The 26,545-nt window shown below is 73.1% G+C and carries 25 protein-coding genes; 7 read left to right on the plus strand and 18 right to left on the minus strand.

Annotation, left to right across the window (positions count from 1 at the left end; genetic code table 11):
* Positions 1 to 96: 96 nt before the first annotated feature.
* On the minus strand, positions 97 to 345 hold the full coding sequence (locus ACZ3ZD_RS04195; RefSeq protein WP_467393332.1) for a (2Fe-2S)-binding protein: 249 nt from the start codon (positions 343 to 345) through the stop codon (positions 97 to 99).
* A 160-nt stretch (positions 346 to 505) separates the two neighbouring features.
* On the minus strand, positions 506 to 1,858 hold the full coding sequence (locus tag ACZ3ZD_RS04200; RefSeq protein WP_467393334.1) for a class II 3-deoxy-7-phosphoheptulonate synthase: 1,353 nt from the start codon (positions 1,856 to 1,858) through the stop codon (positions 506 to 508).
* Between the two features lie 96 nt (positions 1,859 to 1,954).
* On the opposite strand from ACZ3ZD_RS04200, the gene ACZ3ZD_RS04205 reads away from it, so the two are divergent.
* Positions 1,955 to 2,011 carry a trp operon leader peptide gene (locus tag ACZ3ZD_RS04205; protein WP_467394528.1) on the plus strand — a complete coding sequence of 19 codons (57 nt, stop codon included), beginning with the start codon at positions 1,955 to 1,957 and terminating at the stop codon, positions 2,009 to 2,011.
* Positions 2,012 to 2,138: 127 nt separating this feature from the next.
* Positions 2,139 to 3,995 (plus strand): anthranilate synthase family protein, encoded by a 1,857-nt coding sequence (locus ACZ3ZD_RS04210; protein WP_467393335.1) that lies wholly within the window; start codon positions 2,139 to 2,141, stop codon positions 3,993 to 3,995.
* Positions 3,996 to 4,008: 13 nt separating this feature from the next.
* Here ACZ3ZD_RS04210 and ACZ3ZD_RS04215 read toward each other — a convergent pair whose 3' ends face one another.
* The 4 genes from ACZ3ZD_RS04215 to ACZ3ZD_RS04230 all read right to left on the minus strand — a co-directional run bounded on the left by ACZ3ZD_RS04215 (position 4,009) and on the right by ACZ3ZD_RS04230 (position 7,810).
* Positions 4,009 to 5,037, minus strand: a complete 1,029-nt coding sequence (locus ACZ3ZD_RS04215) for a 6-phosphofructokinase (RefSeq protein ID WP_467393337.1) — start codon at positions 5,035 to 5,037, stop codon at positions 4,009 to 4,011.
* Positions 5,038 to 5,131: 94 nt separating this feature from the next.
* Positions 5,132 to 5,809, minus strand: coding sequence for a response regulator (locus tag ACZ3ZD_RS04220; protein WP_467393338.1), 678 nt, complete (start codon positions 5,807 to 5,809; stop codon positions 5,132 to 5,134).
* Entirely contained in the window at positions 5,806 to 7,041 is a 1,236-nt protein-coding gene (macS, locus tag ACZ3ZD_RS04225; RefSeq protein WP_467393340.1) for a MacS family sensor histidine kinase, read from the minus strand. Before macS ends, ACZ3ZD_RS04220 begins: the two co-directional genes overlap by 4 nt.
* A 37-nt stretch (positions 7,042 to 7,078) precedes the next feature.
* Complete coding sequence (locus ACZ3ZD_RS04230) at positions 7,079 to 7,810, minus strand: lysophospholipid acyltransferase family protein (RefSeq protein ID WP_467394530.1); 732 nt, start codon at positions 7,808 to 7,810, stop codon at positions 7,079 to 7,081.
* Positions 7,811 to 7,927: 117 nt separating this feature from the next.
* Here ACZ3ZD_RS04230 and ACZ3ZD_RS04235 point away from each other — a divergent pair, with 117 nt between their 5' ends.
* From ACZ3ZD_RS04235 to ACZ3ZD_RS04245, 3 genes are all read left to right on the plus strand, one after another.
* Entirely contained in the window at positions 7,928 to 8,707 is a 780-nt protein-coding gene (locus ACZ3ZD_RS04235) for an alpha/beta hydrolase (protein WP_467393342.1), read from the plus strand.
* Positions 8,700 to 9,329 (plus strand): hypothetical protein, encoded by a 630-nt coding sequence (locus ACZ3ZD_RS04240; RefSeq protein WP_467393344.1) that lies wholly within the window; start codon positions 8,700 to 8,702, stop codon positions 9,327 to 9,329. The genes ACZ3ZD_RS04235 and ACZ3ZD_RS04240 overlap by 8 nt, the downstream gene beginning before the upstream one ends.
* A 73-nt stretch (positions 9,330 to 9,402) precedes the next feature.
* Positions 9,403 to 10,074 carry a TetR/AcrR family transcriptional regulator gene (locus ACZ3ZD_RS04245; protein ID WP_467393346.1) on the plus strand — a complete coding sequence of 224 codons (672 nt, stop codon included), beginning with the start codon at positions 9,403 to 9,405 and terminating at the stop codon, positions 10,072 to 10,074.
* 46 nt (positions 10,075 to 10,120) lie between these two features.
* Here ACZ3ZD_RS04245 and ACZ3ZD_RS04250 read toward each other — a convergent pair whose 3' ends face one another.
* The 7 genes from ACZ3ZD_RS04250 to ACZ3ZD_RS04280 all read right to left on the minus strand — a co-directional run bounded on the left by ACZ3ZD_RS04250 (position 10,121) and on the right by ACZ3ZD_RS04280 (position 16,637).
* The gene (locus ACZ3ZD_RS04250; RefSeq protein WP_467393348.1) at positions 10,121 to 11,494 is read right to left on the minus strand and encodes a serine hydrolase domain-containing protein; all 1,374 of its coding nucleotides are present in this window, start codon (positions 11,492 to 11,494) and stop codon (positions 10,121 to 10,123) included.
* Positions 11,495 to 11,589: 95 nt separating this feature from the next.
* Positions 11,590 to 12,348: an endonuclease/exonuclease/phosphatase family protein gene (locus tag ACZ3ZD_RS04255; RefSeq protein ID WP_467393350.1), complete on the minus strand. Its 759-nt coding sequence runs from the start codon at positions 12,346 to 12,348 to the stop codon at positions 11,590 to 11,592.
* A gap of 95 nt (positions 12,349 to 12,443) precedes the next feature.
* Complete coding sequence (locus tag ACZ3ZD_RS04260; protein ID WP_467393352.1) at positions 12,444 to 13,397, minus strand: ROK family glucokinase; 954 nt, start codon at positions 13,395 to 13,397, stop codon at positions 12,444 to 12,446.
* A 66-nt stretch (positions 13,398 to 13,463) separates the two neighbouring features.
* A complete protein-coding gene (locus ACZ3ZD_RS04265; RefSeq protein WP_467393354.1) occupies positions 13,464 to 13,955 on the minus strand; it encodes a DUF5304 domain-containing protein in 492 nt (163 codons plus the stop codon).
* Between the two features lie 55 nt (positions 13,956 to 14,010).
* A complete protein-coding gene (locus tag ACZ3ZD_RS04270; RefSeq protein ID WP_467393356.1) occupies positions 14,011 to 15,183 on the minus strand; it encodes an ArsA family ATPase in 1,173 nt (390 codons plus the stop codon).
* Between the two features lie 44 nt (positions 15,184 to 15,227).
* Positions 15,228 to 15,716 carry an SRPBCC family protein gene (locus ACZ3ZD_RS04275; protein ID WP_467393358.1) on the minus strand — a complete coding sequence of 163 codons (489 nt, stop codon included), beginning with the start codon at positions 15,714 to 15,716 and terminating at the stop codon, positions 15,228 to 15,230.
* A gap of 123 nt (positions 15,717 to 15,839) precedes the next feature.
* The gene (locus ACZ3ZD_RS04280; protein ID WP_467393360.1) at positions 15,840 to 16,637 is read right to left on the minus strand and encodes a metallophosphoesterase family protein; all 798 of its coding nucleotides are present in this window, start codon (positions 16,635 to 16,637) and stop codon (positions 15,840 to 15,842) included.
* Between the two features lie 307 nt (positions 16,638 to 16,944).
* Between ACZ3ZD_RS04280 and ACZ3ZD_RS04285 the strand changes: the two genes are divergently transcribed.
* A complete protein-coding gene (locus ACZ3ZD_RS04285; RefSeq protein ID WP_467393362.1) occupies positions 16,945 to 18,741 on the plus strand; it encodes an AMP-dependent synthetase/ligase in 1,797 nt (598 codons plus the stop codon).
* 13 nt (positions 18,742 to 18,754) lie between these two features.
* Here the strand turns inward: ACZ3ZD_RS04285 and ACZ3ZD_RS04290 are convergent, their stop codons facing one another.
* The gene (locus ACZ3ZD_RS04290) at positions 18,755 to 20,392 is read right to left on the minus strand and encodes a GMC oxidoreductase (RefSeq protein ID WP_467393364.1); all 1,638 of its coding nucleotides are present in this window, start codon (positions 20,390 to 20,392) and stop codon (positions 18,755 to 18,757) included.
* 51 nt (positions 20,393 to 20,443) lie between these two features.
* The gene (locus ACZ3ZD_RS04295) at positions 20,444 to 21,586 is read right to left on the minus strand and encodes a glycosyltransferase family 4 protein (protein ID WP_467393366.1); all 1,143 of its coding nucleotides are present in this window, start codon (positions 21,584 to 21,586) and stop codon (positions 20,444 to 20,446) included.
* A gap of 121 nt (positions 21,587 to 21,707) precedes the next feature.
* Here ACZ3ZD_RS04295 and ACZ3ZD_RS04300 point away from each other — a divergent pair, with 121 nt between their 5' ends.
* Complete coding sequence (locus ACZ3ZD_RS04300) at positions 21,708 to 22,943, plus strand: glycosyltransferase 87 family protein (protein ID WP_467393368.1); 1,236 nt, start codon at positions 21,708 to 21,710, stop codon at positions 22,941 to 22,943.
* 10 nt (positions 22,944 to 22,953) lie between these two features.
* On the opposite strand, the gene ACZ3ZD_RS04305 is transcribed toward ACZ3ZD_RS04300, so the two are convergent.
* The 3 genes from ACZ3ZD_RS04305 to ACZ3ZD_RS04315 all read right to left on the minus strand — a co-directional run bounded on the left by ACZ3ZD_RS04305 (position 22,954) and on the right by ACZ3ZD_RS04315 (position 26,465).
* Positions 22,954 to 24,138, minus strand: coding sequence for a hypothetical protein (locus ACZ3ZD_RS04305; RefSeq protein WP_467393370.1), 1,185 nt, complete (start codon positions 24,136 to 24,138; stop codon positions 22,954 to 22,956).
* Positions 24,139 to 24,165: 27 nt separating this feature from the next.
* Positions 24,166 to 25,176, minus strand: a complete 1,011-nt coding sequence (locus ACZ3ZD_RS04310; RefSeq protein WP_467393371.1) for a C40 family peptidase — start codon at positions 25,174 to 25,176, stop codon at positions 24,166 to 24,168.
* Positions 25,177 to 25,424: 248 nt separating this feature from the next.
* A complete protein-coding gene (locus tag ACZ3ZD_RS04315; RefSeq protein WP_467393373.1) occupies positions 25,425 to 26,465 on the minus strand; it encodes a C40 family peptidase in 1,041 nt (346 codons plus the stop codon).
* Positions 26,466 to 26,545 lie beyond the last annotated feature (80 nt).

Here is a 26,545-nt window from a genome sequence, read left to right on the forward strand (position 1 = left end):
GCAGTGGCTGCACACCTACAATCACCACCGCGGACACACCGCGCTGAAGGGCCAACCACCCGCCAGCCGCATCCCCAACCTCACAGGGCCATACAGCTAGGCCGCCTCGGGGAGGCCTGCGGCGATGTCCGCGGGCAGGTCCGCCGGTGCGGGGCCGCCCGGGCCGGCCGGCTCACGGCGGGGGAGGGCGCCCCGGCCGAGGATGGCCTGGATCCGGCGGACGCACGAGCCGCAGTCCGTGCCGGCCTTGCAGGCGGAGGCGATCTGGCGAGGGGTGCAGGCACCGCCCTGCGCGTGCTGCTTCACCTGGTCCTCGGTGATGCCGAAGCAGCTGCACACGTACACGCGGATTCACCTCCCGGCGGGATCGCCGTCGTAGCGCCATCCCGAATCTCGGTGAGGCAAACCTAACCTTACCTATCCCGCGGGGACCCGCAAAGAGGAGGGGGCGCGGATCCGGTGTGATCCACGCCCCTTACGCTCTCAGGCGCTCACGCGCACGTGCTCACTGGTCGCGGTACATCTCCGCGACGAGGAACGCCAGGTCCAGCGACTGGCTGCGGTTCAGCCGCGGGTCGCAGGCCGTCTCGTAGCGCTGGTGCAGGTCGTCCACGAAGATCTCGTCGCCGCCGCCCACGCACTCGGTGACGTCGTCGCCGGTCAGCTCCACGTGGATGCCGCCCGGGTGGGTGCCGAGCGCCTTGTGCACCTCGAAGAAGCCCTTGACCTCGTCCAGCACGTCGTCGAAGCGGCGGGTCTTGTGCCCGGAGGCCGCCTCGAAGGTGTTGCCGTGCATCGGGTCGGTCACCCAGGCCACCGTCGCACCGGACGCCGTGACCTTCTCGACCAGCTCGGGGAGCTTGTCGCGGATCTTCCCGGCGCCCATGCGGACGATGAAGGTCAGCCGGCCCGGCTCCCGCTCGGGGTCCAGGCGGTCGATGTACTGCAGCGCCTCCTCGGCCGTGGTGTTCGGGCCGAGCTTGATGCCGATCGGGTTGCGGATCTGCGAGGCGAACTCGATGTGCGCGTGGTCCAGCTGCCGGGTGCGCTCACCGATCCACACCATGTGCGCCGAGACATCGTACAGCTTGCCGGTGCGGGAGTCGACCCGGGTCAGGGCGGACTCGTAGTCCAGCAGCAGCGCCTCGTGCGAGGAGAAGAACTCGACGGTCTTGAACTCCTCCGGGTCGGTGCCGCAGGCCCGCATGAAGTTCAGCGCGTTGTCGATCTCGCGGGCGAGCTGCTCGTAGCGCTGGCCCGACGGCGAGGTGCGCACGAAGTCCTGGTTCCAGGCGTGCACCTGGCGCAGGTCCGCGTAGCCACCGGTGGTGAAGGCGCGCACCAGGTTCAGCGTGGACGCCGAGGCGTGGTACATGCGCTTGAGCCGCTCCGGGTTCGGGATGCGGCTGGCCTCGGTGAAGTCGAACCCGTTGACGGAGTCACCCCGGTACACCGGGAGCGTCACGCCGTCGCGGGTCTCGGTCGGCTTGGAGCGGGGCTTGGAGTACTGCCCGGCGATCCGGCCGACCTTCACCACGGGCACGGAGGCCGCGTAGGTCAGCACAGCACCCATCTGGAGCAGCGTCTTCAGCTTGTTGCGGATGTGGTCGGCGGACACCGCGTCGAAGGCCTCGGCGCAGTCGCCGCCCTGGAGGAGGAACGCCTCTCCCTTGGCGACGGCCGCCATCCGGGCGCGCAGCTGGTCGCACTCGCCCGCGAAGACGAGCGGCGGATACGACTCGAGGTCCGCGATCACTGCGCGCAGAGCCTCGGCGTCGGGGTACTCGGGCTGCTGCGCCGCGGGCAGGTTTCGCCAGGTGTTGCCAGCGCTCGGGCTGGTCTTAGCGTTCACGGTCACATCCCCAACCCTACGGGGTGCCGTCGCGCCTTCCCGCCCGCGCTCAGCTGATGAGACACAGCGAACACAGTGCGGACATGCGGTAGGGTTCCGGGCATGTTCGCGCCGTCGATCCAGAACTGGTGGTGGACCGCTCCTTGGGCGGCCCACTGATCGCGCGTACCACCGACTCCGCGAAGGCCGCCCGAGGGCGGCCTTCGGCGTTTTCCGGGGCCGTTCCTCCTCAGTCACCGAGTCGTCGAGTCACCGAGTCATCGAGTCACCGACGAAAAGAGGAACCATGGACCTGGCACAGCTGCTGCACGACCCCCGCCCCTTCGCCCTGCTGCGCCGCCGCGCCCCGGGCCGCGACGAGCACCCGGTGGAGGTGCTGCTCGGCCCGGTGACCAGCCGGGACCGGCTGGCCGACCTGCCGGACGAGGGACTCGCCCTCGTCCCGTTCCGGCAGCTGCGCGAGCGCGGCTTCGACGTCCGCGACGACGGCACCCCGCTGCTGGTGCTGACCCCCGAGGAGTCGTACGAGATCCCGCTCGCCGAGGCGCTGTCCCGGCTCCCGGCGCACGAGGTGCGGGTCGAGGGCGGCGGGTTCGACGTCGGCGACGAGGAGTACGGCGAGATCGTCGGGCGGGTGCTGCGCGAGGAGATCGGCCGGGGCGAGGGCGCGAACTTCGTGATCCGGCGCACGTACGAGGGCACGGTCCCCGGCTTCGGCCGCGCGGACGCGCTCGCGCTGTTCCGGCGGCTGCTGGAGGGCGAGCGGGGCGCGTACTGGACGTTCGTCGTGCACACCGGGGACCGCACGCTGGTCGGGGCGAGCCCGGAGGTGCACGTCCGGATGAGCGGCGGCACGGTGGTGATGAACCCGATCAGCGGGACGTACCGCTATCCCGCCGAGGGGCCCACGCCGGAGCACCTGCTCACGTTTCTCGCCGACGGCAAGGAGATCGAGGAGCTGTCGATGGTCGTCGACGAGGAGCTGAAGATGATGTGCACCGTCGGCGACATGGGCGGGGTCGTCGTCGGGCCGCGGCTGAAGGAGATGGCGCACCTCGCGCACACCGAGTACGAGCTGCGCGGGAAGTCCTCGCTGGACGCGCGGGAGGTGCTGAGGGAGACGATGTTCGCGGCGACCGTCACCGGGTCGCCGGTGCGCAACGCCTGCCGGGTGATCGAACGGCACGAGGCGGGCGGGCGCGGCTACTACGCCGGTGCGCTGGCGCTGCTCGGCCGGGACTCCGGGGGCGCGCAGACCCTCGACTCCCCCATCCTGATCCGCACCGCCGACATCGGCGCCGACGGCCGGCTGCGGGTGTCGGTCGGGGCGACGCTGGTGCGCGGCTCCGACCCGGCGGGCGAGGTCGCGGAGACCCACGCGAAGGCGGCGGGCGTGCTGGCCGCCCTCGGGACGGGGCCGGCCCGGCCGCGCCGGGAGCGGGAGCGGCCCCGGCTGGCCGACGACCCGCGGGTGCGGGCCGCGCTGGACGGGCGCCGGGCCGGGCTCGCGCCGTTCTGGCTGCGGATGCAGGAGCGCTCCGAGGCCCTGGCGGGCCACGCTCTGGTGGTGGACGGCGAGGACACCTTCACCGCGATGCTGGCGCACGTCCTGCGCTCGGGCGGGCTCGACGTGAGCGTCCGGCGCTACGACGAGCCCGGGCTGCGGGAGGCGGTGCTCGGGCACCGGGGGCCGGTCGTCCTGGGGCCCGGGCCCGGTGACCCCCGTGACCTCGCCGACCCGAAGATGGCGTTCCTGCGCGACCTCGCCTCCGAGGTGGTCCGCGGCCATGCGCACGGTCTGCTGGGCGTCTGCCTCGGGCACGAGCTGATCGCGGCGGAGCTGGGCCTGGAGATCGTCCGCAAGGAGGTGCCGTACCAGGGGGCGCAGACCGCGATCGACCTGTTCGGACGCGTGGAGACCGTCGGTTTCTACAACAGCTTCGTGGCGCGCTGCGACGAGGACGCGGCCCGGGAGCTGGCCGCGCACGGGGTGGAGGTGAGCCGGGCGGGGAACGGCGAGGTGCACGCGCTGCGCGGCCCCGGCTTCGCGGGCGTGCAGTTCCACCCCGAGTCGGTGCTGACGCTGAACGGGGCGGCGGTCGTACGGGAGCTGATCGGCCGGCTGCGCCGTACGACCGTGTAGCCGCCCGGAGGCCTCAGCCGAAGAACACCCCGACCTCCTCGTACAGCTTCGGGTCCACCGTCTTCAGCCGGGCGGTGGCCTCGGAGATCGGGACGCGGACGATGTCGGTGCCGCGCAGGGCGACCATCCGGCCGAAGTCGCCGTCGTGGACGCAGTCGATGGCGTGCAGGCCGAAGCGGGTCGCGAGCCACCGGTCGAAGGCGCTGGGGGTGCCGCCGCGCTGGATGTGGCCGAGGACGGTGGTGCGGGCCTCCTTGCCGGTGCGCTTCTCGATCTCCTTGGCCAGCCACTCGCCGACCCCGGAGAGCCGGACGTGCCCGAAGGAGTCCAGCGACTGGTCCTTGAGCACCATGTCGCCGTCCTTCGGCATGGCGCCCTCGGCGACTACCACGATCGGCGCGTACGACGCCCGGAAGCGGGACGTGATCCAGGCGCACACCTGGTCGAGGTCGAAGCGCTGCTCCGGGATGAGGATGACGTTGGCGCCGCCGGCGAGGCCCGAGTGCAGGGCGATCCAGCCGGCGTGCCGGCCCATCACCTCGCAGACGAGCACCCGCATGTGGGACTCGGCGGTGGTGTGCAGCCGGTCGATGGCCTCGGTGGCGATGCCGACCGCGGTGTCGAAGCCGAAGGTGTAGTCGGTGGCGGACAGGTCGTTGTCGATCGTCTTGGGCACGCCGACGCACGGCACGCCGTACTCGTCGGACAGGCGCGCGGCGACGCCCAGGGTGTCCTCGCCGCCGATCGTGACCAGGGCGTCGATCTCCTGCTTGGCCAGGTTCTCCTTGATACGGCGGATACCGCCCTCCACCTTGAGGGGGTTGGTGCGCGAGGAGCCGAGGACGGTGCCGCCGCGGGGCAGGATGCCGCGCACCGCGGGGATGTCGAGGCGCACGCTGTCGCCTTCGAGCGGTCCGCGCCAGCCGTCCCGGAAGCCGACGAAGTCATAGCCGTACTCCTGTACGCCCTTGCGCACGATGGCCCGGATGACGGCGTTGAGCCCGGGGCAGTCGCCGCCTCCGGTCAGTACTCCGACCCGCATGGAATTGTCCCTTCACCGCGCTTTCCTGACAGAGAGTCACGCTAGTGGTGATCCGCGTCACATCGGGAGAGGCGGGAAGGGTGATTCCGGCGCGTCAGGCGTCGTCGAGTCCGCGCTCTATCGCGTACCGCACCAGCTCCACCCTGTTGTGCAGGTGCAGCTTGCCGAGGGTGTTCTGGACGTGGTTCTGGACCGTGCGGTGGGAGATGACGAGGCGTTCGGCGATCTGCTTGTAGCTCAGGCCCTTGGCCACCAGCCGCAGCACCTCGGTCTCACGGCCCGTCAGCCGGGGCGCCCCCGGCTCGCCGGCGTCCGGGGCGGGCACCGGTTCGGCGGCCAGCCGCCGGTACTCGCCGAGGACCAGGCCGGCCAGTCCCGGCGTGAACACCGGGTCGCCGGCGGCGGTACGGCGCACCGCGTCCAGCAGCTCCTCGGTGGAGGCCGACTTCAGCAGATAGCCGGTCGCGCCGGACTTCACGGCCTCCAGCACGTCCGCGTGCTCACCGCTCGCCGAGAGGACCAGGACCCGCAACGCCGGGTCGTGGCCCACGAGTTCCTTGCACACCTGGACGCCGGGCTTGGCCGGCAGGTTGAGGTCCAGCACCAGGACGTCCGGGGCCGCGGCCCTGGCCCGGCGGACCGCCTGCTCGCCGTCGCCGGCGGTGGCGACCACCTCGAAACCGGACTCGGCCAGGTCCCGGGCGACCGCGTCACGCCACATCGGATGGTCGTCCACCACCATCACCCTGATCGGGTCCGGCTGCCGTGTCATCGCTGTTCCGCCTTCTTCCCCCGCGCCCGCACGGCGCCCTTCGGTACCTTCAGTTCGACTTCCGTGCCCTGCCCGGGAACCGAGACGATCTCGGCACTGCCGCCGAGGTCGCGCAGCCGGCCCCGGATGGACAGGGCCACGCCCATCCGGCCCTCCCCCTCGGCCTGCGCGAGCCGGCCCTCGGGGATGCCGGGGCCGTCGTCCCGGACGGTGACGACGATCTCCTCCGGCTCGTCCTCGACCAGGATCCAGGCCCGCGCCTCGTCCCCGGCGTGCCCGCGTACGTTGTCCAGGGCGGCCCCGACCGCGGCGGCCACCTCGCGGGCCGCTTCGGGCGGCAGCAGCACCGGGGCGCCGGGCTCGGCGAGTGCGACCCGGGCACCGGCGTGCCGGGCGAGCAGGGAGCGCAGGTCGACGGGCGTCGCCGGGTCCTCCTGCTCCGGCTCCTCCACCGCGCGGACGACGGCGCCGGCCGCCAGGTCCTCCGAGACCCGGGACACCGGGAGCAGACCGCCCGACACCAGCGTGCGCAGGGCCACTTCCTGGTCCCCTGCCAGCCGGCCCAGCTCGGCCGCCTCACCGCCGAGGGCCGCGCCCCGGCGCTTCACCATCGCCAGCACCTGGAGCACGCTGTCGTGGATGTCCCGGGCCAGCCGCTCCCGCTCCCGGGTCGCGGCCTCGATCTCCAGGGCGCGGGCGAGGGTGCGCTCGGAGACGCGGGCCACCTCCACGACGTAGCCGATCGCGATGGCGGCCACCCAGACGAGGATCACGTTGTGCACGGTGTCCCGGGCCGGGTGGCCGCGTTCGACCAGATTGGCGGCGGCCACAGCCGTGGACGCGGCCGCCGCCCAGCGCCAGCCGCCCTTGAGGGCGAAGGCCAGCACCGCGCCCGCGGTCCATATCGAGGGCAGGGTGGGGCCGCCGCCCACGATGCGTTCGTGGTTGTCGGCGAGCGGGGTGAGCAGGATGCCGACGACGGCGACGGTCAGGTCCACGGCCAGGAAACGCCGGGTGCAGCTCGCCGCGTTGGCCACCCTGGGCAGGGTGGCGAGGGTCCACACCACCAGGACGGCGTAGTAGGCGACGGCGATCCAGGGCCGCACGAAGTGGTCGTACGCGCTGGCGCACAGGCCGATGGAGTACAGCATGGTCAGGACGCGGTAGCCGGCGAGCGCGCGCCACAGCGGCAGCTCCACCGACATCCGCATGACGCGCTCGCGCTCGGGCATGTCCCCCTGGCCCCCCGGCTTCCCCCTGTGCCCCCGTCTAGGACTCGTCCTGCTTCTTCCCGGCCTTCTGGGCCTTCTCGGCCTCCTTGGCCGCCTTCGCCGCCTCGGCTATCTGCCGTTTGGCGGCGGTGGCGTACATGTCGACGTACTCCTGGCCGGAGAGCTTCATGATCTCGTACATGACCTCGTCGGTCACGGCCCGCAGCACGAACCGGTCGTGCTCCATGCCCTGGTAGCGGCTGAAGTCCAGGGGCTTGCCGATGCGGATGCCGGGCCGCATCAGCTTCGGCATCACCTTGCCGGGCGGCTGGATCTTCTCCGTGTCGATCATGGCGACCGGGATGACCGGCGCGCCGGTGGCGAGGGCCACGCGCGCGAGACCGCCGGGCTTGCCCCGGTACAGCCGTCCGTCCGGCGAGCGGGTGCCCTCCGGGTAGATGCCGAACAGCTCGCCGCGCTCCAGCACCTCTATGCCGCTCCGGATCGCCGCCTCGCCGGCGCCGCGCGCCCCGGAGCGGTCCACCGGGAGCTGGCCGACGCCTTTGAAGAAGGCCGCGGTGAGCCGGCCCTTCACGCCCGGGGTGGTGAAGTACTCGGCCTTGGCGATGAAGGTGACCTTGCGGTTCAGCATCGTCGGCAGGAAGAACGAGTCCGAGAAGGAGAGATGATTACTGGCCAGGATGGCCGGGCCCGTGGCCGGAACGTTCTCCAGGCCCTCCACCCAAGGCCTGAAGGCGACCTTCAGCGGCCCGCCGATGGCGACCTTCATCGTGCCGTACAACACCCGTGTGCCTCCTGTTTCCGTCCAGGAGACCTTAACCCGGGGGGCCGTCAATGGGTCCGACGACCCTGGTCGGTGTCAGTGCGGTCGCGTACGGTGAAGCACATGCCAGTTCTCCCCGGAGCCGAGCCGTACCGCCACCAGGGCGGGGAGGTGGGGGTCCTCCTCTGCCACGGCTTCACCGGCTCACCCCAGTCGCTGCGCCCCTGGGCGGAGCACCACGCGGCCCACGGGCTGACCGTGTCCCTGCCGCTGCTGCCCGGCCACGGCACCCGCTGGGAGGACATGCAGCTCACCACCTGGCACGACTGGTACGCGGAGGTGGACCGCGAGCTGCGTCTGCTCGCCGAGCGCTGCCCCCGGGTCTTCGTCGCGGGCCTGTCGATGGGCGGCGCGCTGGCGCTCAGGCTCGCCGCCCGGCACGGCGAGCGGATCGCCGGCGCGGTGGTCGTCAACCCGGCGAACCGGGTGCACGGCCTGTCCGCGTACGCCCTTCCGGTGGCCCGGCACCTGGTGCGCACGACCAGGGGCATCGCCAGCGACATCGCGAAGGAGGGCGCGGCCGAGCTGGGGTACGACCGGGTGCCGCTGCACGCGGCGCACTCCCTGCGGCAGTTCCTGCGCCGGCTGGACGGCGAGCTGCCCCAGGTCACCCAGCCGTTGCTGCTGCTGCGCAGCGCCCGGGACCATGTCGTGCCGGCGGCCGACTCGGCGCGCGTGCTGAGCCGGGTGTCCTCCACGGACGTCACGCAGATCGTGCTGGAACACAGTTACCACGTGGCGACGTTGGACGAGGATGCGGACCGGATCTTCGAGGAGAGCCTCGCCTTCATCGGCCGGCTCGCACCCAGTGTCGGCAAGGAAGGGACGGCCGCAGTTGGCTGAGCACGACTCCGACCGTGAGGGCCGCGAGGACCGCGAGCCGGACGAGCAGGGGGTGCCGTTCGACGAGGACGCCGTCTGGCGGGCCATCGTCGCCGGGTACGGCGAGGAGCCGCCGGACCCGCCGGGCGCCCGGCCGTTCAAGCCGGTGGAGGACCTGGCGCTGCTGGAGAAGCAGGTGGCGAAGGAGCCGGTGACGGAACCGGCGAAGGAACCGGTGCCGGAGCCCGACGGGGACGCCGGGGGCGAGGCGGAGGAGCCCGCGGGCCGGCCGCCCGCCCGGCCGCTCGGCGGGTCCGTCTCCTTCGCGCCCGGCATCGGCCCGCGTGACTACGCGGTGACCGAGCCGTCCGACGACGACTTCGACGAGGACGACGAGGGCCACTTCGTCCCCCCGGAGCCGCCGCCGCTGCCGACCGCGGACACCACCGCCCGGTTCGCCTGGCTCGGGGTGGTCGGCGGTCCCGTCCTGCTCCTGCTGGCGGTGGTGCTGGGCTGGGAGATGACCTGGTGGCTGGCCACCGCCGGCATCGGCGGCTTCCTCGGCGGCTTCGCGACGCTGGTGGCGCGGATGCGGACGGACGACGAGGAGGACGACGACCCCGGGCGCGGGGCGGTGGTCTGACGCCGGGTGAGAGCGGCGGGACCGCGACCTGAACTTTGTACAGGGCGTGGTCCCGTGGCCTATCGTGAGGCCCATGCCGCGCGACACGCTCACTCCCCGGACCATCGTCCGCACCGCCGTGGAGCTGCTGGACGAGGAGGGCCTGGAGGGCCTGAACATGCGGAGCCTGGGCCAGCGGCTCGGGGTCGCGGCGACGGCCGTCTACTGGCACGTCAGGAACAAGGACGACCTGGTGCTGATGGTCGCCGACGAGGTGTGGCGGGAGGTCGAGCTGCCGCCGCTGGACCCCTCCGACTGGCGCGGCACCGCCACGGCCATGGCCGACGGCCTGTACGCGGCGCTGACCCGCCACCCCTGGCTGATCCAGGCCATCAGCTCCCACCTCCTGTACGGCACCGGCAAGGCCCGCTTCGACGACCACCTCCTCGGCGTCTTCGAGACCGCCGGCTTCCCGCCCGAGGAGGCCGACCGGGCCGCGGGCGCGGTGGTCACGTACGTGCTGGGCAACGCGCTGGGAGCGTCCGCGACGGCGTCCCTGACCCGCAAGGTGCGGCGGGCCGGCGGCGACAGCGACGAACGGTTCCGGCGGACCGTCTCCCAGGCAGCCGAGACGGCCGCCGCCTTCCCCCGCCTGAAGGCCCGGCTGAACACCTCCGCGGCCACGGAGTACGCCGCCGCCCCCGACGGCACGTACGCGGCGGGCCTGCGGGCCCTGCTGGCGGGGCTGCGACCCGAGGGCACCTGAGGGCCGGGGGCGGGCGCCGTACCGGGAACCCCCGCCCGGGCGGGGGCTACTTCGTGCGGGTGAAGAGGCGCCCGGCCAGGTCGGCGCCGGTGATCGTGCCGTCGGCCGCGCGGGAGAAGAAGCCGCGCTGACCCTTCAGACCGCCCTCCGTGACGATGTACTCGTCGCCGGTGCCGGGCAGGAAGCCGATCGCGGCGGCCGGGTGGTCCGGGGGCATCTGCACGTCGGAGGCCGCGCGGATCTCCGGCTTGATGCCGACGGCGAGCGTGAGCCGGCCGGCCTCGTCCTCGGCGGTGATGTCGAGGTTCATCGCGTCGATCTCGTACCGCCCGGCGACCTCGCGCGCCCGCTTCTCGTCGTGGGGCAGCGGCTCCGGCTCCCGCTCGGCCACGCCGAGGTACAGCTCCAGCGCCCGCTTCAGCACGGCCTGGTTGAACAGGTACCCGCCGGGCCCGGCGTTGGCCAGCGAGACGACGGCGAAGTCGTGCTCCGGCACCAGCAGCAGCTCGGCGAACTGGCCGTTGCCCGAGCCGCCGTGCCCGATCGTGCGGACCCCGTCGACGTCCCGGACGAACCAGCAGATCCCGAAGGCGTCGCCGAGCGTGCTGCCCCGCAGTTCGACGGTGGGCCGCCTCATCCGGTCGAGCGCCTCGGCGGACAGCAGGCCGTCCCCGCCGCCCAGGTGGAACCGGGCCCAGCGCAGCAGGTCGCTCACCGAGGAGACGACCCCGCCGCCGGGGTTGTTGCCGCGGGCCCCCGCCCGCCAGGACTTCCAGGGGCGGGCCGGGGTGAGGGTGCCGTCCGCGGCGCGGTTGTGGCCGACGGCGAACCGCCGGACCGCGACGTCGTCCAGGTCGAAGACGGTGTCGCGCAGGCCCAGCGGTTCCAGGACCAGCCCGGCCAGGGCCTTCTCGAACGGCAGCCCGGTGACGTGCTCGATCACCCGGCCGAGCAGGTTGTAGCCGGCCTGGCTGTAGGAGGCGCGGGTGCCGGGCGGCGCGATCAGCGGCAGCCGGTCGAGCCCGGCGACGAACGCGGCGAGCGAGCCGTCGTCCTCGTCGGTGCCGACCAGGTTCCAGTCCAGGCCCGCGGTGTGGTTGAGCAGGTGCAGCAGCGTGATCCGCTCGGCGGCCTCCTCGTCGGCGAGGCGCAGTTCGGGCACGTACCGGCGGACCGGCGCGGTCAGGTCCACCCGGCCCTGCTCGGCCAGCCGCATCAGCGCGGTCGCCGTGAAGGTCTTGCTGACCGAGGCCAGGTGGAAGAGGGTGTTCCCGTCCACGGGCAGCGGGTGCCCGGCGCTGGTCACGCCGTGGGTGATCCGGCTCTCCCGGTCTCCGTCGAGGATGCCGACGGCGGCGCCGGGTATCCCGTACTCCTTCGCGGTGGCGGTCACGAACGCGGACAGTTCCTCGTAGGACATGGTTCCCCCTGGTGCCGGATCGGCTGACTTGAACTAAGTACAGGACGACCGTAGGGCATCCGGGAGCGGTGGACAAGAGATTTCCTGTACTTAGTTCAATTGCTTGTTCCGGCGGCCGGAACGCGCAGCGCGGCCAGCACCGGCAGGTGGTCCGTGGCCGCGGCCAGGTCGTCCCGGCTGACGCCCGGCTGGTCCAGGGGGACCCCGCAGCCGAGCACCTCGATGCCCCGCGTGGCGAAGACCGCGTCGATGCGCTGGTGCGGGTCGGTGGCGGTGGAGGTGAACTCACCGCCCCAGGGAGCGGCCGTACGGCAGTCCTGGAGGGCCCCGGCGAGGCGCCGGAAGGTGCGGCCGTCGGGGCGTTCGTTGAGGTCGCCGCCCACGACGGCGTGCTCCACGCCCAGTCCGGCGAGGCGGTCGAGGAGTATCCCGCCCTGGTCGTGACGCTCGGCCTGCTGGAGGCTGAGGTGGCAGCTGACGACACCGAGGCGGGCGCCGCCGAAGCGGACCACCGCCGTGGCCAGGCCCCGCCGGTGCAGGCCCGGGGTGAGCGGCAGGAGGACGTCCTCCGTCCGCTCGACCGTGGCCCGGAGCGAGCAGAGGATCGCGGGGCCGGCGGCGTCCGCCCCGCCGGTGAGGATCACCTGGCCGGAGTCCGCGGCCAGCCGGGCGAGCTTCTTGCGCCAGCGGAAGAAGCGCGGGGCCTCCTGGACGAGGACCAGGTCGGGGGCGCAGGCCGTGATCACCCGGGCGAGGGCGGCCGTGTCGTCCCGCATCGAGCGGATGTTGTAGCTCAGGACCCTGATGACCGCGGAACCGTCGGGTTCCGTAAGGGAGTTGGGGAGCGGCTCCATGTGGATCAATCTACGCCCACCGGGTACGGGACCGACGGAGCGGGGCGCGGGAACCGTCGACACGGCCTCGCGCCCCCTCGTGCGGTGGACACCGGTCACATGACGGGGTCGGGCTCCCGGGCCAGGTCCGCCGCGCCCACCAGGCCGGCCTTGTTGCCGAGCTGGGCCGCGATGACGTCGGCCACCGGGCGCCAGTTGCCGCCCACCAGCCAGCGCTTGTACGACTTGCGGATCGGGTCGAGGACCAGGTCGCCCTCGTCGGAGAGGCCGCCGCCGACGATGAACGCGGACGGGTCGAACAGGGAGGCCAGGTCGGCGAGGCCGGCGCCGGCCCAGCGGGCCAGCTCCCGGTAGGAGTCCACGGCGACCGGGTCGCCCTGGCGGGCGGCCATGGAGATGTGCTTGCCCTCGATGCCGTCGGGGGTGCCGTCGCCGAGCGCCAGCAGCACCTCGGCGCGCTCGGGGGTGGCGTTGGCGCGCTGCTTGGCGTAGCGGACCAGGGCGCGGCCGGAGGCGTACTGCTCCCAGCAGCCCTGCGAGCCGCAGCCGCACAGCAGGCCGTCCGGGACCATCCGGATGTGGCCGAACTCGGCGGCCACGCCGAAGTGGCCGCGGCGCAGCTTGTTGCCGATGATGATGCCGCCGCCGAGGCCGGTGCCGAGCGTGATGCAGATGACGTTGCGGTGGCCCTTGCCGGCGCCGAACCGGTACTCGCCCCAGGCGGCGGCGTTGGCGTCGTTCTCGACCACGACCGGCAGGCCCGTGCGGGCCTCGACCTTCTCCTTGAGCGGCTCGTTGCGCCAGTCGATGTTCGGGGCGAAGTACACGGTGGACCGCTGGCGGTTGACGTAACCGGCCGCGCCGATGCCCACGCCGACGATCTCGTGCCCGGCGCGCGCGCCCTCCACCGCCGAGGCGATGGCGTCCACGATGGCCTCGGGCGTGGTGGGGGTCGGCACCTTGAAGGTCGAGAGGATGTTGCCTTCCTCGTCGACCACGCCGGCCGCGATCTTCGTGCCGCCGATGTCGACGCCGATGGTGAGTCCCATGAATCCCTCAGTTTCGGTCGAGCCCCGCTACGGCAACCGTACCCGAGGCCCTGCCGTGCGAGGGCTTCAGTCCAGGTCGATGCGTTCCCCCGGGCCGGTGCCCTCCCCCGGGTCGCGCGGATGCGGCCGGTCGTCGCCCGCGGGGTCGGCCGTACGGGCGGTCCAGCGGTGCTCCTGGGCCTGGACGGCGGAGCGGTAGGCGGCGAGCAGCTCGCTGCCGGCCGCGGCCAGGTGGTCGAACACGTCCGGGTTGCGGTCTATGACGGGCTCGACGGCGGCCTTCGCCTGCTGGACGACCTGCCGCACCATCTGCTGGGCGGCGGGTCCGGCGAGGCCGCCGAGGAGGGGGGAGGGGAGGCCGGACAGCTTGTCGGCCACCGTGTCCACGAGCTTCTTCAGTTCCTCGGCGGCGGACCCGGGGGGCGGGCCGTGCTGGGTGCGGCGGCGGGCCTGCTCGGCGGCGAGGTCCTCGGCGCAGGCCGTGGACCAGGCGTCGGCGTCGGTCGCCCGCTGCCGCTCCTCCTCGGAAGGTTCGGGTGCGGGGCGCTCTTCGCTCATGGCGGCTCCTGACTACGGTTCGCCTTTACGACGTTACCCGAACGGGCGTATCCGTTCACCGTCCCGCGGCGGGCCACAGGTGCGGGTCCGGGGCGAACCGGATGCGCAGCTCGCCGTCGCGCAGCGCGGCGCCGGCGACGGTGCAGCGGCGCAGCGCGGAGGGCAGCGGGACGATCCGGCGGAACGGGCCCGCGGTGATCAGGAGTTCGTCGCCGCGTCGGACGAGGTCGAGTTCGTCCCGTATCGCGCCGGGCAGCGGGAGGTGCCAGACCAGCACGCCGTCCTCGGCGAGCCGGTCGGCGACGGGCCACCCGACCGGGGCGGGTGCCGGGTTGACGGCGGGTACGGCGAGGGCGGTGAGGTCGTCCGGGCCGTGCGGGTCGCGGCCGAGGTGCGGGGCGGTGTGGACGTCGTACCCCTCCCGCCAGTCGGCGAGCGTCTTGCGCTGCTGGGCGACGAGGGAGCCGAGCCAGCTGTCGGGGGCGGCCTCCGGCAGCGTCCGGTTGGCGATCAGGGCCTCGGTGGGCAGGCCGCGCAGGGCGAGGCCGAGGGTGGCGGCGCGGACGGCGTCGGCACCCGCCGGGCCGGGTTCGGCGACCAGCCGTACGACGGTGTCCCGGTCGGTGAGGACGGCCTCGACGGCGGCCAGTTCGACGTCCCAGCGGGCGGCCGTCTCGTACAGCCAGTCGGCGGGCATGGGGACGCCGGCCAGCCGGCCGAGGACCGGGCGCAGGGCGCGGGCGGCCTGCCGCTCGGGCGGCAGCAGGCGGCGCAGGTAGCGGCGCAGTTCCTCGGGCAGGGCGAGCAGGGCGAGGGCCGCCGGCAGGGGCGGGAGGTCGACGACGAGCAGGTCGTACCGCTCGGACAGGGCCGCGTCCCGCAGCGCGCGCAGGAAGGACAGTTCCTCGGCGCCGGGCAGCGGGGTGACCTCCTCGGCGTCCAGGCGTGCCGCGCCGAGGAGGTCGAGGACGTTCGCGGCGCGGCTCTGGAAGGCGGTGAGGTCCTGCCGGAAGCGTTCGACGGCGTCGGGGCGCCAGGCGGTGAGGTTCTCGGTGACCTCGGCGAGGGCCGGTCCTGTCGCGGTGCCCAGTGCCGCGCCCGGGGTGTCCGTGCGGTCGGCGCTCAGCAGGAGGGTGCGGTGGCCCTCGCGGGCGGCGGTGAGCGCGGTGGCGGCGGCGACGGTCGTACGTCCGCTGCCGCCCGGACCCGTGATCAGGATGGTGCGCATGGGGGTGAACGCTACCGCCGTGCGCGCGGACCGCGGCGGAGCGACTACTGCTCCCCGGGCCTCTCCGTCTTCTCCCCGGCCGTCTCACCGGGTGTTTCACCGGACTCGACCCGCTTCTTCAGGCCCGCCAGCGCCCGGTCGATGATGACCTTCTCCGCCTTGCGCTTGATCATGCCGAGCATGGGGATCTTGACGTCGACCGTCAGCCGGTAGGTGACCTCGGTGGCGCCCGCGCCGGCCGGCCGCAGCAGGTAGGAGCCGTCGAGGGAGCGGAGCATCTGGGACTTGACCAGGGTCCAGGAGACCTCGTGGGCGCCGGTCCAGGTGTAGGCGAGGGTCTGGTCGTCCTTGATGGCGCCGGCGTCCATGACGAGGCGGACCTGCTCGGCGTGGCCCTGCGCGTCGGTGGCGAGGACCTCCGCCTCCTTCACCTCGCCGGTCCAGTCCGGGTACCGCGCGAAGTCGGCGATCACCGCCATGACGTCGGCCGGAGCCGCCTCGATCGTGATGCTCGAACTGGTGTGTTCCGCCATCGCGGTGGCTCCTCCAGATGCGGGCCGGTGGGAGAGGTCCGTGTGCGCCGGGGTGCGCACGTGTGTGCAGCGTGAAGGCTACCGCGCCGCCGACCTGCCGCCTTCACCGCGCCCGCGTGCGCCTCACCATTCGAGCGCCCAGGGCGTGCCGGTGCTCGCGAAGTGCCCCACGTTCACGCACTCGGTGGCGCCGATCCGCATCCGGCGCGCCAGCGGCTGGTGCACGTGCCCGAACAGCGCGTACCGCGGCCGGGTGCGGCGGATGGCGTCGAGCAGGGCCCGGCTGCCCCGCTCGAAACGGCGCGCGACGGTGTCGTACACCAGCTCGGGGACCTCGGGCGGGATGTGGGTGCACAGCACGTCGACCTCGCCGACGGCCTCGATCTTCGCCGCGTACTCCTCGTCGCCGATCTCGTACGGGGTGCGCATCGGGGTGCGCAGGCCGCCGCCGACGAAGCCGAAGACCCGGCCGCCGATCTCCACCCGCCGGCCGTCGAGGACGGTGGTGCCGGGCCGGGCGTACTCCGGCCACAGCTGGGGCATGTCGACGTTTCCGTAGGTGGCGTACGTCGGGGTGGGGAACGCGGCGAACAGCTCGGCGTACTGCTTGCGTACGGCCTTCTCGATGGCCGTGGCCCGGTCGGTGCCGATCCCGCCCCACAGCCGGGCGCCGAACTCGCGGGCCTCGGCGAAGCGGCGGGCGGTGCGCAGCTCGACGATGCGGTCGGCGTTCTCCTCGCCGAACAGGTCCGGGAAGATGCCGCGCGAGTGGTCGGCGTAGTCGAGGAAGAGGATGAGGTCGCCCAGGCAGATCAGGGCGTCGGCACCGTCGCCGGCGCGGGCCAGGTCGCGGGCGTTGCCGTGCACGTCGCTGACGACGTGGACGCGGGTCCGCCGGTTGCCGGAGCGTGTGGATGCCATGGTGATCAAGCGTAGGCGTGTGCGGTGGAGGTGAACAGTGCCGGTCCGGCCTGCGGTTACTCGCCGGTCGGTTCGGCCGTGGACTACTGTGCGCGAAGGAACGCCCACGTGTGTGACGCAGCGAACATCTCGCCGGGACCCCCTGTCGTAGACGCCATACCGGCGGGTAACGTCCGGGCAGTCCAGTCGTGCTCAGGATTTCAACAGGTGAATCGTCATGTTGTCCCGGAGCACTTGCCCGAGCCTTGGACCGCACCGTCGCATCGCACAACGTCGTGGCGCCGGCGCCCTATGAGGAGCAGCAGTCTTGCGCGAGTTCAGCCTTCCGGCTTTGTACGAGGTCCCCGCGGACGGGAATCTGACCGACATCGTCCGCAGAAACGCCGCGCAGCATCCCGACGTCGCCGTGATCGCCCGCAAGACCGGCGGTGTCTGGCAGGACGTGACCGCCCGGGAGTTCCTGGCCGAGGTGCGCACCGCCGCCAAGGGTCTCATCGCCTCCGGGGTGCAGCCGGGCGACCGGGTGGCCCTGATGTCCCGCACCCGGTACGAGTGGACGCTGCTGGACTTCGCGATCTGGAGCGCCGGCGCGATCACCGTGCCGGTGTACGAGACCAGCTCCCCCGAGCAGGTGCAGTGGATCCTGTCCGACTCGGGCGCCACCGCCTGCGTGACGGAGCTGGACAACCACACGGCGGCCGTGGAGTCGGTGCGTGAGGCGCTGCCCGCCCTCAAGCACGTCTGGCAGATCGAGGCCGGGGCCGTGGCGGAGCTGGGCCGGCTCGGGCAGGACGTGTCGGACCGCACGGTGGACGAGCGCGGCTCGCTAACCCGGGCCGACGACCCGGCGACCATCGTCTACACGAGCGGCACGACCGGGCGCCCCAAGGGCTGTGTGCTCACCCACCGCAGCTTCTTCGCCGAGTGCGGGAACGTGGTGGAGCGGCTGCGTCCGCTGTTCCGCACCGGCGAGTGCTCGGTGCTGCTGTTCCTGCCGCTCGCGCACGTCTTCGGGCGGCTGGTGCAGGTCGCGCCGATGATGGCGCCGATCAAGCTGGGCTGCGTCCCGGACATCAAGAACCTCACCGACGAGCTGGCCGCGTTCCGGCCGACGCTGATCCTGGGTGTGCCGCGGGTCTTCGAGAAGGTCTACAACTCGGCGCGGGCCAAGGCGCAGGCGGACGGCAAGGGCGCGGTCTTCGACAAGGCGGCGGACACGGCGATCGCCTACAGCAGGGCGCTGGACAGCCCGTCGGGTCCCTCCCTCGGTCTGAAGGTCAAGCACAAGGTCTTCGACAAGCTGGTCTACAGCAAGCTGCGCGCGGTCCTGGGCGGCCGGGGCGAGTACGCCATCTCCGGCGGCGCCCCGCTCGGCGAGCGGCTCGGGCACTTCTTCCGGGGCATCGGCTTCACGGTCCTGGAGGGCTACGGCCTGACCGAGTCCTGTGCGGCGACCGCGTTCAACCCGTGGGACCGGCAGAAGATCGGCACGGTCGGGCAGCCGCTGCCCGGCTCGGTGGTGCGGATCGCGGACGACGGCGAGGTGCTGCTGCACGGCGAGCACCTGTTCAAGGAGTACTGGAACAACCCGGGCGCGACCGCGGAGGCGCTGGCCGACGGCTGGTTCCACACCGGTGACATCGGCACCCTGGACGAGGACGGCTATCTGCGGATCACCGGCCGGAAGAAGGAGATCATCGTCACGGCGGGCGGCAAGAACGTGGCCCCCGCGGTGATCGAGGACCGGATCCGGGCGCACGCGCTGGTCGCGGAGTGCATGGTGGTGGGCGACGGGCGGCCCTTCGTGGGCGCGCTGGTCACCATCGACGAGGAGTTCCTGGGCCGCTGGGCCGCCGAGCACGGCAAGCCGGCGGGTGCCACCGCGGCGTCGCTGAAGGACGACCCGGATCTGCACGCGGCGATCCAGGCGGCGGTCGACGACGGCAACGCCGCGGTGTCGAAGGCGGAATCGGTGCGGAAGTTCCGCATTCTGTCCTCCCAGTTCACGGAGGAGTCGGGCCACCTCACCCCGTCGCTGAAGCTCAAGCGGAACGTGGTGGCGAAGGACTACACGGACGAGATCGAGGCGATCTACGCCAAGTGACCCCGGCGGTGCCTCAGGGCGCGGTGTCCTCGGCGAGGACCCGCGCCATGGTGCGTTCGGCGAGGGCCGTGATGGTGACGAACGGGTTCACCCCGATCGAGCCGGGGACGAGCGAGCCGTCGGTGACGTACAGCCGCGGGTATCCCCTCACCCGGCCGTAGTCGTCGGTGGCCCGGCCGAGGACACAGCCGCCGAGCGGGTGGTAGGTGAAGTCGTCCGCGAAGACCTTGCCGCCGGAGCCGAACAGGTCGTACCGGTAGATCGTGGCGTTGGCCGCGTTGATCCGGTCGAACAGGTTCTTGGCCATGCGCACGGAGACGGCGCTCTGGGCGGCGGTCCAGCCGAGCCGCACGGCCCCGGACGAGGAGTCGTAGGAGAACGCCGCCCGCTCGGGGTTCTTGGTGATCGCCAGGTACATGCTGACCCAGTGCTCGAAGCCCATGGGCAGCGGGGCGATCTCGGCGAAGACCGGGTTGTCCGGGTTGGCCCAGTCGTCGATGCCCAGCACGGGCATGGTGGCCTGGTGGGCGCCGACCGTGTCCCAGACGTGGTTGGCGCGGCCGAGCATGGTGTTGCCGTTGGTGCCCCAGCCCGCGCCGACCTCGGGGCCGAGGCCGGGCAGGGTGCCGGTGTCCCGGGCGCGGACGAGGAGTTCCGTGGTGCCGAGGCTGCCGCCGCCGAGGAAGAGGTACGCGCAGCCGTACTGCCTGCTCTCCACGACCGCGCCGGTGCCGTCGATCCGGTCGGCGGTCAGGACGTACGACCCGTCGCCCAGGCGGCTGACGGAGGTGACCTTCTCCAGGGTGTGGATGGTGACGTTGCCGGTGCCGAGGGCGGCGGCCAGGTAGGTCTGGTCGAGGCTGCGCTTGCCGTGGTTGTTGCCGTAGATGACCTCGCCGGCCAGCGCGGACTTCACGGCCGTGCCGGCGGCCTCGCGCTGCATGTAGCCGAAGTCGTAGACGTTGGGCACGAAGGTGGTCTTCAGGCCGGCGTTGGCGGCGGCCTTCCGGGAGGTCCGGGCGAACCGGTACCACTCGGTCGACTCGAACCAGGCCGGGTCGACGGAGTTGACGCCGAGCATGGCGCGGGCGCGCGGGAACCAGGTGCCGTACATCTCGTCGGCGTCCACGGCCGGGAACTGCTCGGTGAAGTACGAGCGCTGCGGGGTGACGGCCATGCCGCCGTTGACCAGGGAGCCGCCGCCGACGCCCCGCCCGACGTAGACCGACATGGCGTCGTAGTGCACGCGGTCGAGGACCCCGGGGTAGGCGCTGATGGCCTGGTTGACCACGTCCAGCCAGAGGAAGGTGGCGAGCGGCGCCTCGGTGCGGGTGCGGAACCACATGGAGCGCTGGTCGGGGGCGGTGGTGGAGCAGAACACCTTGCCGTCGGCGCCGGCGGTGTTCCACAGCCGGCCCATCTCCAGGACGAGGGTGCGGATGCCGGCCTGGCCGAGGCGGAGGGCGGCGACCGCGCCGCCGTATCCCGAACCGACCACGATCGCCGGGGAGTTGTCGGTGGGGGCGGGCTCCGCCGCGCGGGCCGACTGGAGCCCGACGCGGGTGAAGCCGAGGGCGGCCGCCGTCTGGAGTGCGGCCATACCGAGGATGTGACGTCTCGTCAGCTGACGCTGCATCAGTTTTGCTGTCATGCGCGCAGCATGTGCGGATTTTCCCGTTCCGCCTAGGGCCGCGGCGGGTTTCTAGAGCAGAGCTTTCGCCTTCTCCGCCAGCAGGTCCCAGCGCCACCTCTCCTCGACCCACCGCCGGCCGCGCGCGCCCATCCTCCGGCGCAGCTCGGGGTCCTGGAGCAGGGTGACGATCCGCTCGGCCGTCTGCTCCACCGAACCGCCCCGCACCACCCAGCCGGTCTCGCCGTCCAGGACGGCGTCCGGGGCGCCGCCGGAGTCGCCCGCGACGACGGGCAGGCCGGTGGCGGAGGCCTCCAGGTAGACGATGCCGAGGCCCTCCACGTCGAGGCCGCCGCGGCGGGTGCGGCAGGGCATGGCGAAGACGTCACCGGCCCCGTAGTGGGCGGGCAGCTCCGGCCAGGGGACGGCACCGGTGAAGCGGACCGAGTCGGCGACGCCCGTCTCGCGGGCCAGGCGGCGCAGGTCCTGCTCGTAGGGGCCGCCGCCGACGATCAGCAGCACGGTCTCCGGCTCGGCGGCGAGGATGCGGGGCATGGCCCGGATGAGGGTGTCCTGGCCCTTGCGCGGCACCAGGCGGGAGACGCAGACCACCACCGGCCGGTCGGTGAGCCCGAGCCGCGCACGGACCTCGTCGCCGCCGGAGCCGGGGTGGAAGGTCTTCTCGTCGACCCCGGGCGGCAGCTGCACCATGCGGGCGGCCGCGTCCGGGGTGAGCGCGGTCGCTATCCGGGAGCGGGTGTACTCCCCGAGGTAGGTGATCGTGTCCGTCGACTCGCCGATCCGGCGCAGCAGCTGCCGGGCGGCGGGCAGCTGGGCCCAGCCGGCCTCGTGGCCGTGGGTGGTGGCCACCAGCCGCTCGGCGCCGGCCCGGCGCAGCGCGGGCGCCATCAGGCCGAGCGGGGCGGCCGCGCCGAACCACACCGAGGTGCAGCCGTGCTCGCGCAGCAGCCCGGCCGCCCGCCGGGTGGCCCCCGGGGTGGGCAGCAGCATGGTCGTACGGTCGCGCACGACGGTGAAGGGCTGCTCGGCGTCGAAGGCGGCGGTGGCCTCGGCGCCCTCCCGGCCGCGCTTCCAGGTGGAGGCGTAGACGACCAGCCGGCCGGGGTCCAGGCGGAGCGCCATGTTGTGCAGGAAGGCCTGGATGCCGCCCGGCCGGGGCGGGAAGTCGTTGGTGACGATCAGGGTCTTGTGCATCGCCGCCGACCCTACCGAATGGGCCGTCCGGCGGTCCGGGCCCGGCCGGGTCTGTGGCATGTGCACAGCCGGGCAGGACATCATGGTCGCCCGACACGGAAATCGAACGGCAGGGGATCACGTGGACACGAAGGGCGCCGGGCGGTCCCTGGCCTGGCTGCTCGGGACCTGGGTCGTCACCCGCGCGCTGCTGCTGGTGTTCGTGTTCCGGGTGTACTCCTTCCCGGGCCCGGACGTCACCTCGGACGTGTCGGTGATCTACCGCGGCTGGTACGAGGTCCTGCGCCAGGGAACGTTTCCGCTGGACGACGTGACCTGGCAGTACCCGCCGGCCGCGGCCCTCGCGATCCTCTCCCCCGCCGTGCTGCCCTCCCTGTCGTACGCGCACGCCTTCTACCTGCTCGCGTGCCTGGCCGACGGCGTCGTCCTGGCGCTGCTGGGGTACGCGGCCCGGCGGCCCGAGCGGTCCCCGCGCGGGGCCTGGGTGTGGGTGGCGGGCGTACCGCTGCTCGGGCCGACGGTGTACGCCCGCTACGACGTGATGGTGACCGCGGTGGCCGTGGCGGCGCTGCTCGCCGGGGCCCGCCGCCCGCGGGTGATGGGCGCGCTGACGGCGTTCGGGGCGCTGCTGAAGGTGTGGCCGGCGCTGCTGCTGGTCGGTGCCGTGCGGCGGCGGGCGTGGGGGGCGGCGGCGGTGACCGCGGCGGGCCTCGCGCTGCTGTTCGCGGTGTCCATGCCCGGCGCCTTCGCGTTCCTCACCTTCCAGCGCGACCGAGGCACCGAGGTGGAGTCGCTGGGCGCCCTGGTCTTCCATGTGGCCCGGCACTTCGGCTGGCGGGGCGAGGTGCTGCTGAACTACGGGTCGATCGAGTTCCTGGGCCCGCACGTGGACCAGGTCAGCACGGCGGCGCTGGCGCTGACCGGGGTCGCGTTCGGCTGGCTGCTGCTGTGGCGGCTGCGCGCGGCCCGGTTCGCGCCGCACACCCTGCCCGACGCGGCCCTGACGGCGGTGCTGCTGTTCACGGTGACCAGCCGGGTGATCAGCCCGCAGTACCTGGTGTGGCTGGTCGGCCTGGCCGCCGTGTGCCTGGCCTACCGGGCGAGCCGGATGGGACCGCCCGCGCTGCTGGTCATGCTCGCGTCCTTCGTGACGGTCCTGGAGTTCCCGCTCGGCTTCTCGCACGTCGTGATGAGCGACTGGTACGGCGTCGCGCTGCTGGTGGTGCGCAACGGCCTGCTGGTCGCGGCCGGCGTCGTGGCGGCCCGCCGGCTGTGGCGCGCGACCGTCCCGCGGTCCCCGGCCGCCCCCTTCCCGCCCCGGGCCGCCCGCCAGGAGGAGAGCCCGGTGTCCTCCTGAGGCCCGCGCCTCAGCGGAGCTGCGCCGCCACGTAGGCGCGCCAGCGCGCGGTGAACTCCCGCGGGGTCGTGCCCAGCACCTTCGCCAGGGCCTGCTCGACCGCGCCCGCCCGCCTGCCGTGGGCACCGACGGCCCGGTAGAAGGCGCCGAGTTTGGCCGCGCCCCACCGGTCGGCGATCATCCGGCAGGCCAGCCAGCCGCTCTCGTAGGCGCGGGCCAGCCCGGTGGGTTCGCTGGTGAAGGCGAAGTCCTTGTCGGAGGGGAGCGCGCGGGGCGTCTCGCCGTCCCGGACGGCACGGGCGAGTTCCGGGGCGGCCTCGTCCGGGGTGCGGCCGGTGCCGAGGTAGCCGATCCAGTCGGCGTAGCCCTCGGAGAGCCACAGCGGGGTGGCCGCGGTGGTGCGCGCCCGGGTGGCGACATGGGTCGTCTCGTGGGTGAGGACGACCTGTTTGCCGAGGTCGCCGAGCCCGGCGTACGCCTCCGGGTTGACCACCACCCGGTCCGCGGGCGTCCGGCCCGAACCGCCCGCCTCGCCGGTGGTGACGGCGGCGATGCCCCGGTAGCCGGCGGCGGGCGAGCCCAGCAGGGACGCCATGTCCGCCAGGGACCGCGGGACGAGCACGACGACCCGGCGGCTCCAGTCGGTGCCCCATGCCCCGGAGACGGCCGGGACCGCCCGGTCCGCCAGCCGGGCGTACGGCCTGAGGCCGGCGGGGCCCCCGGTGCCGAGCACCAGGCTGTGCGCGCCCCGCACGGCGGTCACCGTGCCCTGGTCCCACAGCTGCTGCCCGGCCCGGGCGGCGGGGCGATCGGCGGTGACGTACCAGCCGCCGGCGGCGGTGCGGCCCAGGGTGAGCGTGCGCAGGGCGTCGACGGGGGCCTTGTCGTAGCCGGCGACCCGGTAGCGCAGCTCGGCGTCGGCGGTGGCCCCGGCGGCGGTGCGGCGCACGGCGGTGACCCGGTAGTCCCAGGAGGCAAGCGGGAGGGCGCGCAGCCGGGTGTACTCGGCTCGGGTGCCCGTCGCGCCGTACGCCGTCTCGTCGTGGACGAGGAGGGCGGCCGCGCGCCGGTCCAGCACCCGCTGCACCCCGGTCCGTACGGAGTCGGCCGCGGTGGGCCCGCCGCACCCGGTCAGCGGCAGCAGCAGCCCGAGCCCCACGGCTCCGATGCCCCACGCCCGCCCGCGACCAGCCACTTCCCGATCGTACGGTGCGCGGGGCGGTCAGGGCCGGGTGACCGAGGAGACCGGCATCATCCCGACCGGGTCGTAGCGCACCGGGGCGCCGGGGTAGGGCGCGTGGATGACCTGGCCGTTGCCCGCGTACATCGCCACATGGCTGGCGTCGGAGCGGTAGACGACCAGGTCGCCGGGGCGGGCCTCGGAGAGCGGGACCTGCCGGCCGGCGAACCGCTGCTCCTGCGAGGTGCGCGGCAGATGGATGCCGGCGTGCGCGTACGCCCACTGCATCAGGCCCGAACAGTCGAACCCGGAGGGGCCGTTGGCGCCCCACACATAGGGGCGGCCGAGGGCGGCGCGGGCGGCGGCGAGGGCCGCGGCGGCACGGCCGTCGGACGCGGCGGCGCCGGACGGGTCGGGCAGCTCCGGGCGCTCGCCGCGGGAGGCCCGGTCGTACGCGGCCCGCTCGGCGGTGGGCAGGGCGTTGAGCAGCTGCCGGGCCCGGGCCAGCTTGCGCTCCACGGTCCGCTTGTGCACGGCCACGGCCTTGCGGCTGCGTTCCAGCTCGGCGAGGGTGTCGGCCGCCTCCGCGCGCTCCTGGGCGAGGTCGCGCAGCACCGACTGCAACTCCTTGAGCCGGCCCTCCTGCCGGCTGCCGACGCGGTCCAGCGTGGCCGCCTTGTCCAGGTAGTCGTCGGGGTCGGCGGAGAAGAGCAGGGCGACCGTCGGGTCGATGCCGCCGGAGCGGTACTGGGCGCCGGCCAGCGAACCGAGCTGCTCCCGCAGGTGGTTGACGCGCTGCTGCTGGCGGGCGATGTGGTCCTGCGCGTCCCGGACCCGGCGGCGCAGCCGGCCGGCCTGCTCGTCGGCCTTGTCGTAGGCCTGGGTCGCCTTCTCGGCCTCCTCGTAGAGGCGGTCCACCTCGGCCCGGGTGCCGGCGCCGGGCGCCGCGTGCGCCGGTACGGCTCCGAGCGCGGCCATCGCGGCGGACAGCACGCACAGGGCGACGGCACCCCGGTCGAATCCGGACGGGGCAAGGCGACGATGGGACCCCACGGCAGTCCTTACTGCTGGCGGACACAGACCGCTTCCCCGGCGCCTGGGGACGGGGAGGCCCCGGCGCCGGGGAAACGCGGCAGACAGTAGCCGTGCGGGGCGGCCCGGGCCAAAGACGCCGGGGTCAACGCAGAGTGACGCCCCGCCGCTGACGCAGGTCACCGGCGGGGCGCGGAGTCAGTTCGGGTCCCGGTGATTCGCCCGTTCGGGCGCCACCGTGTCCGTGTGTCGTGGTGTGTCGCCGGGTGTCAGACCCGGACGCCGAACATGAACGGGCCACCGATGGTCGACATGGACTCGTAGCGGACGACCGTGCCGGTGCGCGGGGCGTGCAGGATCTGGCCGTTGCCCGCGTAGAGGCCGACGTGGTGGATGTCGTTGAAGAAGAAGACCAGGTCGCCGACCTTGAGGTCGCTCTGGTTGTAGATCTTCGTACCGATCTGCGCCTGCGCCTCGGAGGTGCGCGGGATGGAGACGCCGGCCTGGGCGTAGGCCCAGGAGGTCAGGCCCGAGCAGTCGAAGGAGGAGGGGCCGGTGGCGCCGTAGACGTACGGCGAGCCGAGTCTGGTCTGGGCGGCGGAGAAGGCCGCCTGGGCCCGGCCGGAGGCGGGCGGGGCGTCACCGAGGTCCACGCGCTCGGTGGAGGAGCGGTTGGCGCGCTGCTGCTCCTCGGCGAGCTGCGCCTTCTCCTTGGCGGTCAGGGAGTTGAGCAGCTTCTGCGCCTCGGCGAGCTTGCTCTGGACTTCCTTCTTCTTGTTGCCCAGTTCGGTGCGGGTGGCGGAGAGGTCCTTGAGCTTCTCGGTGGCCTCCGCCCGCTCCTGGGCGAGTTCGCGCTGCTTGTCCTGGATCTTCTTCAGCGCGTCGACCTGCTGGCTGCTCAACTGGTCGAGCGTGGAGGCCTTGTCGAGGAAGTCGTCCGGGTTCGAGGACAGGAAGAGCTGGACCGAGGAGTCGATGCCGCCGGACCGGTACTGCGCGGTGGCCAGCGAACCCAGGCCGTCGCGCAGCTTGTTCAGGTCCTCCTGGCCGCGGGCGACGTTGTCCTGGATGGTGGCGATTTCCTTCTGCAGCTTCTGCTGCTTCTCCTTGGCGCCGTTGTACTTCTCGGTCGCCTGCTCGGCCTGCTCGTAGAGCTTGTCGACCTTGGCCTTGACCTCGTCCTTGCCGAGCTTCTCGCTCGGGGCGGCGTTGGCGGCGTTGGCGCTGAGCGCGACGGCAGCTGCGGCAGCGGTGGTGAGCACGGTCACGCGAGTGCGGCTCGGCTGCTTGGGTCGACGGTGGGACGCCACGGAGGACGAACTCCTTCTTGTGAGTGATCACCCGTTCGGAGGTTCGAGCCCAGACCCTAGTGACCCAGTTGTGATCAGTT

The organism is Streptomyces sp. NPDC023481, from assembly GCF_055560195.1.